At 34.1% G+C, this 13906-nt stretch carries 11 protein-coding genes and 1 pseudogene; 7 read left to right on the top strand and 5 right to left on the bottom strand.

The window, feature by feature from the left end; genetic code table 11:
• Positions 1–81 precede the first annotated feature (81 nt).
• From adeR to MSG95_RS13175, 3 genes are all read left to right on the top strand, one after another.
• Positions 82–813, top strand: a complete 732-nt coding sequence (gene adeR / locus MSG95_RS13165) for an efflux system response regulator transcription factor AdeR (protein ID WP_151819480.1) — start codon at positions 82–84, stop codon at positions 811–813.
• Complete coding sequence (gene adeS / locus MSG95_RS13170) at positions 803–1888, top strand: two-component sensor histidine kinase AdeS (protein ID WP_324624771.1); 1086 nt, start codon at positions 803–805, stop codon at positions 1886–1888. Before adeR ends, adeS begins: the two co-directional genes overlap by 11 nt.
• Before the next feature lie 94 nt (positions 1889–1982).
• On the top strand, positions 1983–2570 hold the full coding sequence (locus MSG95_RS13175) for a uracil-DNA glycosylase family protein (protein ID WP_077165560.1): 588 nt from the start codon (positions 1983–1985) through the stop codon (positions 2568–2570).
• A 10-nt stretch (positions 2571–2580) separates the two neighbouring features.
• Here MSG95_RS13175 and MSG95_RS13180 read toward each other — a convergent pair whose 3' ends face one another.
• The gene (locus MSG95_RS13180; protein WP_077165559.1) at positions 2581–4146 is read right to left on the bottom strand and encodes a phospholipase D family protein; all 1566 of its coding nucleotides are present in this window, start codon (positions 4144–4146) and stop codon (positions 2581–2583) included.
• A 413-nt stretch (positions 4147–4559) separates the two neighbouring features.
• Here MSG95_RS13180 and panB point away from each other — a divergent pair, with 413 nt between their 5' ends.
• Positions 4560–5351, top strand: coding sequence for a 3-methyl-2-oxobutanoate hydroxymethyltransferase (gene panB / locus MSG95_RS13185; RefSeq protein ID WP_039255574.1), 792 nt, complete (start codon positions 4560–4562; stop codon positions 5349–5351).
• A 307-nt stretch (positions 5352–5658) separates the two neighbouring features.
• Positions 5659–6126: a hypothetical protein gene (locus MSG95_RS13190; protein ID WP_004701645.1), complete on the top strand. Its 468-nt coding sequence runs from the start codon at positions 5659–5661 to the stop codon at positions 6124–6126.
• Positions 6127–6240: 114 nt separating this feature from the next.
• Here the strand turns inward: MSG95_RS13190 and MSG95_RS13195 are convergent, their stop codons facing one another.
• Positions 6241–7401: a catalase family protein gene (locus tag MSG95_RS13195; protein ID WP_077165558.1), complete on the bottom strand. Its 1161-nt coding sequence runs from the start codon at positions 7399–7401 to the stop codon at positions 6241–6243.
• A 183-nt stretch (positions 7402–7584) separates the two neighbouring features.
• Here MSG95_RS13195 and MSG95_RS13200 point away from each other — a divergent pair, with 183 nt between their 5' ends.
• Positions 7585–9456: a phage capsid protein gene (locus MSG95_RS13200; RefSeq protein WP_068936232.1), complete on the top strand. Its 1872-nt coding sequence runs from the start codon at positions 7585–7587 to the stop codon at positions 9454–9456.
• Positions 9457–9683: 227 nt separating this feature from the next.
• On the top strand, positions 9684–10793 hold the full coding sequence (locus MSG95_RS13205; protein WP_077165557.1) for an S-(hydroxymethyl)glutathione dehydrogenase/class III alcohol dehydrogenase: 1110 nt from the start codon (positions 9684–9686) through the stop codon (positions 10791–10793).
• Between the two features lie 56 nt (positions 10794–10849).
• Here the strand turns inward: MSG95_RS13205 and MSG95_RS13210 are convergent, their stop codons facing one another.
• The 3 genes and pseudogenes from MSG95_RS13210 to MSG95_RS13220 all read right to left on the bottom strand — a co-directional run bounded on the left by MSG95_RS13210 (position 10850) and on the right by MSG95_RS13220 (position 13022).
• Positions 10850–11806, bottom strand: coding sequence for a DUF4882 domain-containing protein (locus MSG95_RS13210; protein WP_077165556.1), 957 nt, complete (start codon positions 11804–11806; stop codon positions 10850–10852).
• 103 nt (positions 11807–11909) lie between these two features.
• Positions 11910–12227, bottom strand: a pseudogene (locus MSG95_RS13215) (fimbrial protein); the annotation flags it as partial.
• A 504-nt stretch (positions 12228–12731) separates the two neighbouring features.
• Positions 12732–13022, bottom strand: coding sequence for a hypothetical protein (locus tag MSG95_RS13220; protein ID WP_004701626.1), 291 nt, complete (start codon positions 13020–13022; stop codon positions 12732–12734).
• Positions 13023–13906 lie beyond the last annotated feature (884 nt).

Consider the following 13906-nt stretch of genomic DNA (forward strand, 5'->3'; position numbering starts at 1 on the left):
TCACTAATATGTGGAAAAAGTGTGGAGACTTAAGAAAAAATGCGCGTATCATAAATCAAATTTTTATCGCGTTTTATTGCTATGTTTGAGTCAACCTTTACGTTTAATTGTCAGGATAAACTTATTCTTGTAGTTGAAGATGACTATGATATTGGCGATATAATTGAGCATTATTTAAAACGTGAAGGCATGCGTGTTGTGCGTGCCATGAATGGTAAACAGGCCATTGAAATACATGCAACTCAACCTATTGATTTGGTCATACTCGATATAAAAATGCCCGAATTAAGTGGATGGGAAGTTCTAAATAAAATTCGACAAAAATCAGCCACACCTGTAATTATGTTGACTGCTTTAGATCAAGAAATTGATAAAGTCATGGCTCTAAGAATTGGGGCAGATGACTTTGTCGTAAAACCATTTAATCCCAATGAAGTGGTTGCACGCGTACAAGCAGTATTACGGCGCACCCAACAAAATCAGCAAATGTCTAACCGAAATCTGATTTATAAAAATATTGAAGTAAATACTGAAATACATACTGCCTATATATATTTAGATAACAAGCAACAAGCGCTTAATTTGACCCTAACTGAATACAAAATTTTGCTGTTGATGCTACCTCATCCACATAAAGTTTTTACCCGCTCGGAACTGATGAATCATTGCTTACCAGATCGGGATGCTCTTGAACGTACTGTTGATAGCCATGTCAGTAAGCTACGAAAGAAAATGGAAGAGCTAGGTTTAGAGAACATGCTGATTAATGTTCGTGGAGTAGGCTACCGTTTGGATAATCCGCATGAAAAATAAAACCGGCATTAGTAAACAATTGATTATTGCACTTAGCTTTACCAGTCTAATTGTTACGTTGAGTTCGCTCATATTAGGTTATGGTACTTATTATGTTGCGATCGAAGTCGGTCTTATTTCTCTTAAAAAATTAAAAGAGAGCGATGAGTTTTTTCACTACTTAGACGGCATATGGCTGTTCGCCGTACTTCTATTTGGTACGGCATTTTCCATTATTTTAGGAATTAAGCTTGCTCAACGTTTTATTGTGCCAATTAACCTACTAGCAGATGCAGCAAAAAAAATTAGTCAGGGTGATTTAACTGCACGTGTAGAAAGCTCTATGCATCATACTTCTGAAATTGCTGAACTCATGCATAATTTTAATGATATGGCACAAAAGCTTGAAACTTCTGTACAGAACGCTCATGTCTGGAATGCAGCGATTGCCCATGAGTTACGAACACCTGTCACCATTTTACAAGGACGGCTACAGGGTATTATCGATGGTGTTTTTAAACCAGATCCGGTTTTATTTAAAAATTTACTGAGTCAAGTTGAAGGCTTATCCAACCTTGTGGAAGACTTACGCACTTTAAGTCTTTTTGAAAACCAACAACTCAGACTTAATATTGAAACGATTAATTTTAATGAGACTGCCTATAAAGTCGTGCACATGTTTCAAGAAAAATTACAGACTGCTCAACTTAAAGTAACTTTCAATATTCAAGCTCCGGAAGTGAAGTGCGATCATAGACGAATAGAACAAGTTTTAATTGCTTTACTTGATAATGCTACGCGATACGCAAATCCCGGTAAGTTAAAAATTTCAACCCAATGTGATCAACAGGATTGGGTTTTAGCAATAGAAGATGAAGGACCAGGTATTTCAGCTGAGCATCATAAAGAATTATTTAATCCTTTTTTTCGGCTTGAACAGTCAAGAAATAAAGAGCTAGGCGGAACTGGTTTAGGACTTTCAGTTGTACAAGCGCTGGTGATTGCACATAAAGGAAGGGTAGATTACATCAACGAGAACTCCCACAGCATTTTTAAAATCAGCATACCTCAACAAGAGTCAAATGAAGTAACTTAACGTTTTGATTAACAGAATTTGCATTTATTGACTCGTGATTAATCTGAAAATGCGTTAAGTTATTTATAAACTTTGAAGTAAATACTGATTTTTTATGATAATTGAGATAGAAACCCATCCACTACAACCATTTTTACCTGAAAATGCTCGTTTACTAATGCTAGGGAGTTTTCCACCACCTCGTAATAAATGGAAGATGGACTTTTACTATCCAAATTTTCAAAATGACATGTGGAGAATTTTTGGCTTAATCTTCTTCAAAGATAAAACCTTTTTCTTAAGTGAAAATCAAAAAACATTCAATGAAGAACGTATCCGAGAGTTTTTAACTGAAACAGGTATTGCTATTTTCGATACGGCTTATCAAATTAAACGCCTCAAGGGTAATGCTTCCGATAAATTTCTGGAAATTGTGACTCCAACGGACTTGGCTGCTTTACTTCAGCAAATTCCTTTGTGCCGGACAATTATGACGACAGGCGATAAAGCAACTGATACCTTAATTTCGGTTTTACCTGAAAATACGGAAAAACCTTTAATTGGGACATCAACATCAACTTACTTTGCAGACCGCAATATTGATTTATATCGGTTACCATCTTCTTCTAGAGCATATCCATTAGCTCTTGAGAAAAAAGCAGAAGCCTATCAACAATTCTTTAATAAAATCGGATTCTTGTAATATTGAAAAATTACATCATCCATTCAATAGGCAGATAAGAAACGGCTTTAATCATTGTTCGTTGAAAGCGGCTAGTTCCCGGGTCTTTATTATATTCAATCACTTGCCCATTCGACTGGTAATCGAGCCAGATAATTTGTCCTTCACTATTTAATTTCAGTTGATAGGCCACTTGAGTTAAGTGTTGATCTAACATAACGGAAATTTGGGTTTGTAATTGATTAGACTCAATCACTAAGCCAACTTCGGTATTTAAATAGGTAGAGCGGGGGTCAAAGTTAAAAGAACCAATAAATACTTTGCCATCTACATCAAAAAATTTAGCATGCAAACTGGATTTATTTTTACCTTTTGCTGGTATAACGCTACCCGTTACAATTTCGTACCAAGTTCTACGCCGCCGTTCTAGCACAGGTTTAAACTCATAAAGCTCAACACCATTTTTAAGCATTTCTACGCGGTATTGACTATAAAAAGCATGTACGATCGCAACATCATTTGCGGCAAAAGAGTTGGTTAACGCGCGAACTTTAATTCCTTCAACTCGTAGTTGTTTTAAGTAATATGTACCTTGTTGGGTTGGTACAAAATAAGCCGAAGCTAATTCTAAATGCTGCTTAGGTTTACCCATAATAGACATGACTTGCCCATATAGCATTTCATGTTCAGTTGCTGTTCCTAAAATCTTCTTGGGTGAGTCTGCCACAAAGTGTGCTTTAGACCACTGAATAGGATTATGCTCTAAAAGCTCTTTTAAATAACTCTGGGCATCATAAAGCTTATCTTCTGTGAGGCTTTGGCCTTCATGATGTAATTGTTCATAATGCTCTCTTAGAGCTTTTAAATGATGCTCAGCACAAGTTCCAATAATATCAGTTGCATTTACACTTAAGGTACTTTCCCAAAAATCAGTAAATACAGCTTGGGCATGTCTTACAGCATCTCCATAGAACAAAATATCCATATCAGTAAATTGAAACTTACTGCTTGCTTCAAAGTATTCACTACTAATATTTCTACCGCCTGTTACTGCAATCGTGGCATCCGCAATAATAAGTTTATTATGCATGCGGTGATTCACTTTTTTGAAGCGAAAAATATAATCAAATATTCTTAAGTATCTAAATTTATAAGGATTAAAGAGTCTGATTTCAAAGTTGGAGTGCTGTAAAAGACTTCTTAATATGCCATCAAGCTTTATACCGTTTTGATCATCAATTAACAGTCGAACTTTTATTCCTCGATCTGCCGCTTTAAGTAACTCATGCAGAATCAGGTTACCTACAAAATCATTAGTCCAAATATAATATTGTAGATCTATGCTTTCCTTGGCATTTCTAATGACATATATACGTGAGGCGATACTCATAAATGCATCATCGAGGGCTACAAAGGCGGTAAGACCCTGACGCGTTTTTTCTTCTGCTGCATCATCATTCAACCAGCTGTTTGTCTTTATCACTATATCTTTCTCATTAGGATCGTATCTATCTGTATAAGAAGGTAAATCAGTAAAACCCCAAGCACTTAAGGCCATAGTACTATATTGCTCGTACATCTGATGAAATTTAGTCATATATTTTGGTTAACATTACCAATTTGACTATTTTTTGCATATTTTTATGAAACTAAAAAGAAAGTGAAAAAAATAGAAGTGAAGCTTATCTTTTACGATGTTAAAAATATATCTATATAATTAATATATATAATTTTTTTAATTAAATCTCTTTAAATATTCAAGTTGAATTTAATAGTTGTAAAATAAAAAATTTAAAATAAAAGGGTGCATAATCCTTTGATAATAATTCATAAATTAAGAAAAAATCGTAATTATATTAATCAATATAATAAAGAAAAATAAATTAATTTTTATCTCATCTTTAGAAGATTTTTCTAATACTGTTATCTTATATATTATTTTTTGGTAAATTTTACCTTTCAAAAAAGACTAACCTTTAAATCCTTCTTTAAAGATTAGAATCATTAGCTATGAAAACGATAACTTTAACGACATTAAAAGCTATGAAAGAACAAAAACAAAAAATAGCTGTTCTGACTTGTTATGACTCTACCTTTGCTAAGGTCGCAAATAATGCAGGAGTAGACGTTTTGCTAGTTGGAGATACTTTAGGTATGGTATTACAGGGATATGACAGCACTTTACCTGTAACAACTGAACAAATGGTATATCACACTGCTTGTGTTAAAAGCGGAAATACTAACGCATTTATTATTTCTGATATGTCATTTATGACCTATGGAACGCTGGAAGATGCGCTAAAAAATGCTGGCCTTTTAATGCAAGCCGGAGCACATATGGTAAAAATCGAAGGAGATTCATGGCTTGCTGAATCAATTCATAAATTAACTCAAAATGGCGTACCTGTATGTGCTCATATTGGGTTAACACCTCAATCTGTAAATGTTTTGGGTGGATTTAAAGTTCAAGGTAAAACTGAAGACCAAGCAAAAAATTTAATTAATACAGCAAAGCATTTAGAAGAAGCTGGAGCAGCAATGCTGTTGATTGAATGTGTACCTTCTATTGTTGCAACACAAATCAGTCAATCGGTTTCTATACCAGTGATTGGAATTGGTGCTGGTGCCGATACAGATGCTCAAGTACTGGTCTTACATGATATGTTGGGTTTAAACGATAAGCCGGCAAAATTTGTGAAAAATTTCATGGAAGGACAATCAAGTATTGAGTCTGCTATTAAAGAATATGTTAAAGCTGTAAAAGAAGGTTCTTTCCCAAGCGAAGCACATCAATATATTTAGAAAATTGATTTAAACATAAGGGAAGATAATCAAAAGTTAAAAATGATTATCTTCTTTTTTTAAAATTGATGTAGTTAAGTATTTTGAAAGCTGCTATTACCAACACTAAAAATTTACCGTTAAAAACTGAGACGCACCACACTTTCAGTACAAATACCGTGAATTATTTATCAATAAAATTTCACAACTACACATTAATTACATTTGGATATTTAAGAATCACAAGAAAACACATGTTTTGTATCATACTTCTTTAAAAGGCTGAGTAAGCAACCGACCAAGAAGGAAGGTAAAAAGGAGATAGGACATGCCCCAATATTTGATGATTGCTGAAAAGGTTTATAAACGATTTAAAGATCAAGATCTTTTTTCAAATATTCCCACCGAACAACTAAACAACTTAATAGCAGTGATTCGTAAAGAAATTAAAGACACCAAGTTTAAGCTTAAATATAACTTCATTGATTTTGAAGAGTGTCTAACCAAACCACTAGATCAGTGCGCCGTTAAAATTGATATTAGTTTGATGCCTAGTTATAAAAATAAAGATGAGTATATTTTATGGCTAGCAGGATTTATTGAAAGAATCACTACTGGTGGAGAAACTAGACTTCCTTCTATTTCAAAGTTAATTCCCCCAGATTTTAAGTTTAATAGTGAGTTTGACCACTATAAAAATTCGTCAGAAACTGCACAGAAAAATGATGATGGTGAACTGATCATTAAGTACTTTAAATCGGAAGATTTTAAAAAAATGGTAAAAGAAAGAAAATAATTTAAAGAATATAGAAGTGTTTCCACCACACTTCTATATATCGCTGTTAAAATTCAGCAACCGCCTTCTGGGGCGGTTTTTTTATTCAAAATTTCATTAAGCCGAGTTAATTTATCACGGTTCATGACGTGGAGCAGAATTCATCTCATGTCTAGTTCTACTTATATCTTCGTAAATAATTTTACGCATTCTATTTATTCCGCCTAAAGGCTTATGCTCAGGTAAAGCATGCCATGGCGTAAAAGAGAGATTTTCACAAAATTGATTTTGCTCAGGTGTATCAAAGCTCTGTTTTGGTATATGAAGAGTCGCAACTTGGTAAAAAGGTGCTTCCGTTTCTTTCCACTCAGTCATTGCATCTTCAACTTGCATTTTATTTGAAGTTCTTTGCTGTATTAAGAATTCCATACAAATATCTTGCTTCTGCAAAGTATCTTTTAAAGCTTCTCTTAAAAAATTATGGCTTGGATGATCAGGGAAAGCTGGGGACACCGCCGAGCAATTTCTTACTGAATATTTAACAGCTTGACGGTCATTACCTAATCCTAATTGATAGGGCACCATAGACCAATAACGTGCATAGAGTGGATTGGAAATTTTAGAATTACGAGCTCCTAAAGCATTGATTGTTCCTTTAAAACCTAGGGCAAAAGGAATGTGGAGTTTATTAAAGAAACCCTTATTGTTCACATCATGAATAAATGAAAGATATCTTTGACCGTCATTTACAAAAAAGACTGGATGATTGATCATGATAAAATCTTGAGTTGTCGCTTCCTTTTCACTCTCTAAAATTTTGTCACCCTGTACACCTAAGACTTTTATAGCCATGCCGCGAGCATCTTTTTCAATATCTGCTTGAGAAGCATCGTTAGATGCATTTGAAAATCGTATCCATGCCTCATAGCTTTTATCGGGAATAAATACACCTTTTGCAAGTTGAGTTGGAATATTTTTAAGTACATGAAACTCGGCACGAACACAGCCATGTGCTTTAGGATGTGCATCTCTTAAGGCTTTGCCGGGTGAGTATTCTTTTCGGATAGATTCTTCAATAATTGTGGATATTTGCTGAGCCACTAACTTTTCATTTGGTTGCAGCTTTTCACCCAAGTATGTATCTGGCTCTGGATAAGATTTCGCAATACTTGAAGAAATAACTGTGGGCTTATTATTTTTATGAAATGCTGTATCACTGCAACCACTTAATAATGATAAAGCTGGAGTCAAAAGTAACACTATTCTAAAGTGTCCTAACCGAGAAGGATTTGGCATTCATTGCTCCTTATTGCAAAGTCCACTTTAGAACTAAAATAATGTGTTAGGTTCATATTATTTTAATAATGATAATAATTATCTACTCTTCGTAGATTAAACTCAATTGTTACTTATCCAAACAATATAAATAAAATAATTATTTAATATAAGACTTCTTAAAGCCATTAAGAGCATTATGACATGATAAATAACTCACAAAATGTACAAAATAATTCTACGGTTTCTCCTCAACCCATTACTCAAAATATACTTATTGACAGGTTCAGTCCAAGCTATTGGACAATAGATGGCCCACAAAGTATGTCTTTTGCTATTACCAATTATGGCAATGGTTTTGAGGCAACTTTCCGCTCACGTATGACTACAGACTTAGCAGGTATTAGTTGGAACTCGTATGACACTAAAGATCATAAACTTTTAGCTTATGAAACTAAGTATAGCTATTCAGGCGTGATATGGGACTTTGACATTGAACTGTCATCCTCTATGCCTGTTTTAAATAATGAGTCATTAACGCCAACTCTAACTGTTTACTATAACGACAATGGGGTAGATAAAATCGCGTATATTGTCTTGTTTAACTACGCCAATAATCCATCTTCAAGATCTGCTCATATTCATATTAATTGGGATACAGTTAAAGCAGGTTTCTCAGCTACAGACAGCTTTCCAGTTACCAATATTCAGCGAATTTCATTTTCAGCGTTTACGAGTAGCTATAACGCCCACTCATCTTTGCCCTTGAGTCAGTCAGAAGATGGTTATATTCGTATTACCAATTCAGTCGTTACTGGTACAAATGCACAGTTAAATCTAAGCCGAGTGATCGTACCTCAGCATAATTATGGCTTATGTACTAGCTATGACGACCATTACGATCTGAATCCACAGCGAATTGTCGATAACATGGCTGCTTTGGGATATCACGGTTTTATTAACCATTACTGTGGTATGTCACATTATCCTGAAATGATCTGGAGAAGTGATATTAATAGATTCCAGATTCCAGACACACTCGTTACAGGACAAGATGTCGTTAACCCATGTACCCGTAAATGGCATGAGAAATATGCTCAAGCTCTGCATAATGCAAATATGCAACCCGTTTTTGGGGTAAGTTTTGAAATGTACTCGTTAGGAGCAAATGAGTTTTGGGCACAGCGCGACTGGAATAGTAATTTGGGTAAAACAGGCTACCAGCCACCAAGTTATTTCTTTAGTTTATGTGATCAAAATGCTTTGGCATACTTACATAAAGTTTTTATTGAGTTTGCAGATACCTTGGTGACGGGCGGGTGTGATGTCAACATGCAAATTGGTGAGCCTTGGTGGTGGTACAACACGGATACGAACTTACCATGTGTCTATGACTATCCAACTAAGTTAGCTTTTAATGCAGATACAGGTTTATATGCGCCGGATTTGGGAACAATTTATGATGCAATGAATAAGACCGGAACTCCATACGATGAGTTTAAGTCATGGTTACGAAATAAATTAGGACAAACATGCCAAGATATTCGAACAGCGATTAAAGCAAAATATTCAAATGCTCAAGTGTGTCCATTAATCTTTTTCCCATCTATTCGTTCTCCAATACAAACCTTAGCAACTTATATCAACTATCCAAGTGAGCACTATTCTTATCCAAATTTTGATTACATCATGACGGAAGCCTATGATTGGCTTTTAGAAGCGAAACTAGATTTAGCTCATCAGGCTGTTTCACAAATACCAACTCAAGATTTAGGCTACCCTGTAAATAAAGTGGCTTATTTATCAGGATTTGTACCAGATGCATCTATTGCTTATATCTACGGGTTCGATAAAAACAAACCATATCGTACACCGATCTGGCAACGGATTTTTGGAGATATGCAAAACAACTTATCGCTTGGTCTGATGAAGCAGTTTATCTGGGCATATCCACAAGTGATGTTTGACTCGATTACGATTGATACTACTCAAGCTCCAAATGGCTTTTTTGTTGAAAATACGCTATATACACCTATTAGTGATAACACACCATATCCACCAGATATTTACCTATAAGTAAAGATAAGCTGTTTGATATATAAACAATTTAATCAGAAGCCTCTTAACATAAGAGGCTTCTTGTTTTTGAAAAACATGCTTGCCTAGACGTACTTGACTGGCTATGCTGTGATGGATTGTCATGAAAGCCAATTTAATTTAAGCAAAATTAAGCTCTTGTATTACCAATATATAATCTATTTTGCTCGACTATAAATACCGAATGATTTAAAGGAAACCCAAAGATGAAATCTCGTGCAGCTGTCGCCTTTGCCCCAGGAAAACCTTTAGAAATTGTTGAAGTTGATGTTGCACCACCTCAAGCAGGTGAAGTTCTCATAAAAATTACCCATACAGGGGTATGTCATACCGATGCTTTTACACTATCTGGTGACGATCCTGAGGGTGTTTTCCCTGCGATTTTAGGTCATGAAGGCGCAGGTGTCGTTGTTGAAGTGGGTGAGGGCGTAACAAGCGTTCAGCCGGGTGATCATGTTATTCCTCTTTATACTGCAGAATGTAAAGAATGCTTATTCTGTAAATCTGGAAAAACAAACCTATGTGTTGCTGTACGTGCTACACAAGGTAAAGGTGTAATGCCAGATGGAACTACACGTTTTTCATATAATGGTGAGCCGATTTACCACTACATGGGTTGTTCAACTTTTAGTGAATATACGGTAGTTGCTGAAGTATCTTTAGCTAAGATCAATCCTGAGGCGAATCACGAGCAAGTTTGTTTACTTGGATGCGGCGTGACGACTGGTATTGGCGCCGTGCATAACACAGCAAAAGTACAAGAAGGTGACTCGGTTGCGGTATTTGGCTTAGGTGGTATTGGCCTAGCTGTTGTACAAGGTGCACGTCAGGCAAAAGCAGGACGTATTATTGTAATTGACACAAACCCAGATAAATTTGAACTTGCTAAACAGTTTGGTGCTACAGATTTCTTAAACCCTAAAGATTATGATCAACCTATTCAGCAAGTGATTGTAGAAATGACAGGCTGGGGTGTAGATCATTCATTTGAATGTATTGGTAACGTCAATGTTATGCGCTCGGCTCTAGAGTGCGCACATCGTGGTTGGGGACAATCCGTTATTATTGGTGTTGCTGGTGCAGGTCAAGAAATTTCGACACGCCCATTCCAGTTAGTGACAGGCCGTAAATGGTTAGGTACTGCTTTTGGTGGTGTGAAAGGCCGTACACAACTTCCTAAAATGGTCGAAGATGCGATGAAAGGTGAAATTCAACTTGAACCTTTTGTGACTCATACTATGCCCCTACAAGACATTAATGAAGCTTTTGATTTAATGCATGAAGGTAAATCAATTCGTACTGTCATTCACTTCTAAATAAAAGAAAAAAGGGCTGTGATTCAGCCCTTTTTTATGACTTATAGTTTTATATCTTAGAGGGCATTACCACACATGTCAGTTGTGCCTTGAGGATAGCTAAACTGTAGCGCATTACGGTCAGTAATGAGTTCACTCGACAACTCTTGGCCAAATAATTGGTTAGAATATATTGCTATACCACTCATAATAGAAAAATGTATATTTTCAAGTGGAGCTGGCAAAGTAGATTGATAGCCCTGATCAACACCATTTAAAATAAAACCGACCTGCTTAGTATTCTGGTTGATATAGATGCCTAAACGTTGATATCCATTTATATTATTTGTCATATTTTGACTCTTGAAGTATCGATGATCAGGTCCGCTATTATCACTAACTCGATAGGCTACAGAATAATTTAAAGTAGGAGGGTTCTCACCAAAGTCTGGATCATAAGTTCCCGTATGAAAACCGTAGTTTGATCTAACTGTGTAACCATTATTTGTTACACCTGTAAAATCAATATTAGAGATATAGGAGGAGTTGCCAACTGCTATTGTTGGGACTTTAAGCTCCATTTCAAAGGCAATAATACCTGTATTCTGTATGTAGAAATCTCCAATATCATTATTTGAATTAAGACTAGCTTTACTTCTAGCTACATAATCTACGTAGTCGTACTCATTTTCTAGTATAGGATCTACTTTAAAACCAAATTTTTGACCATTTATCAATGGAAATATTTTCATAGGAAAATAATCAGAGTGTTCACTATTCCATAAATCATAATCTTCTTGAGTCGCGTCAAAATTATATTTGCAGACCGGGGCAGAAGAATTCAGGGAGTTAGTTTGAGCCAAAAGTATTTGAGGTGCTAATTTTTCATTCTTTGTAGTTGATGAAATGTTTTTAGATGCAACTTTTTGGTTAGATTCATTACGCGGTGCTGTATTGATATTATCAGAAGATACTTCATACATGGCCCAGCATAAAGTAATTGCACTAACAGCAACTATGCTTATTTTTTTCATAAATATTCCTTAAGTATTAAATTGTTAGAAAATAAATAGTTGAAATGTATTATTAGTTTTTATAATTTTAAATTTTATTCCATTTAATCACGATTCAATATGATTAATCATATTGAATCGTTACAGTAGCCATTGCACGTACTTTACCAGCAGTCACATTTGTTGCTGTTTGATAGTAACGAGCAGTCAGCGGTACGTTATATTCAACAGTTTGATTTGATTTCACTGTTCCCAACTCTAGTTTATTGCCAGTACCAATAACCTGATTCTTATTTTGATAATTCCATAAAAGTTGAACCCCAACACCATTTGCTTTAGTTGCATTTGGTTCAAGATTTTTTAAAACTTGGGTATTAGTGCCATCCTGCTGATAATCAAAACTCAAGCTAATGAGGTTTTTCTCTTCATAGCCAGTAGGGGAGCGTTCGCAATCCCTACAACTGAAAGAGCAGCGATCAAAGCAAGTTTTTTCATAGTGTTTTCTCAAAAAGTCTGGATAAAAGTTTAATCTCTTACTTTTCCAGAGGTTGGCATCTTGAAAAGTAATGCGGCGATACTAACATTTTTTAAACAAAATGCAAACCTCATCACATTATTTTTAAATAATAAGAAATAAACTGCAGTTTTGAGCTAAACTTAAGGATAGTTTTGTCGATCTAATCAATTGTTTTAAAAGAAGAATTGTGTATTAATTAATGTATAAAAAAATTACATAAGAGAAGTACTAGAAAGAATAGATATTTGAAAAAAAATCAATAAAACAATTATATACGATAATTTATCTCTTCCCCCAACAAAGTGTAAGAAATTAATCATTTTTTAAGATAAAAGGCGAATTGTTTATTATTTTGATCAAATGATAAACGATTCACCTTAATTTCTATGTTAGCACTTCATCTACAGAAATGAGTCTGGACTAATCATTTTAGTGATAATTTAGAACTACTACTTTTTTATTAGCGGTTATTGTTTCAATACTCGTATCCATTTTTTCAGTATGACTTGCCAAGTTGAATACATTGTCTTTATTTAAATATTGAGTATCGATAGTCGTATTCAGAGTATTGATTTGAGCACATGCTTTTTCAACATTTACTGTAGAACAAGTGTCTTCAACAATATTTCCTTTAATCATTATTGTGTTATTTGCATAACAAAATAGTGGGGAAGTGGAAATTACCGCCAAAACCATAAGTTTAAATATATTATTTTTCATTTTATATATACCTATTTATTAAATAGTTAATATAAGAGATACAATAATTTTTATTTAAAAACAATATAAAAATTCGTTTTAATAAAAAATAAATAAATAACATGTGACCTATATCTCACTAATTATTTTATTTATATAAGTAGTTAATACTTTATAATTAATTTAATAAAAATGATAATAAAATCACACTTTTGCAATAATAATGAATCGCAGTCCATGTAAATTTAAATTACTGATAATAAATACTTTTAATAAAAACACGATCTTTCAGAGATAGATTAAACTTATTCTTGGATGTTTTTTATTAATAATGAAGTTCATATAATATATTTTTTAAATAATCACAAAAATAATTGATACATAAAATACAAACCTTCAAATTTTCAATTAATAAAAATAGCCAAATTTTAAAATATAGTTAAATAATTGAAAAAATTTATTTAGAATAAATTAATAGTTTTAAAATTGAATTGTGAAGCCACTTAAGGCTAGAAAGGCTAATTCTTGTACTATGACAACTGCTAGCTACTTTTATGAGTTTATTTTAATCCTTAACTTTGAACAAAAAGAATTATCTAATGATTCATAAGAGTAAACACAAAAAAGTGCCTAGAGAATGTTGTAGTGACTCTTAGGGCTTTATAAGTCTCTTAAATTTAAATTTGTATTAGTGAATAAAGCTCAATACATAGTCAGCAAACAAGAAACCAGAGTGGGAAATATATTGCTAACTGTGGTCAAATATACATTATAAATTTGTTATTCCCAAGTAGAAATGTCCTACCTAATAACCAAATAGAAATGTCCTATATGGACATTTCCAAGTCAAGCACAGGATTTAGATTTCGTTCTTGAATTGCTGTTTTCTGTGCACGTCTGCTTGG

Origin of the sequence: Acinetobacter sp. IK23 (genome assembly GCF_035615275.1) — a bacterium.
In the GTDB taxonomy this organism is placed as follows: domain Bacteria; phylum Pseudomonadota; class Gammaproteobacteria; order Pseudomonadales; family Moraxellaceae; genus Acinetobacter; species Acinetobacter seifertii.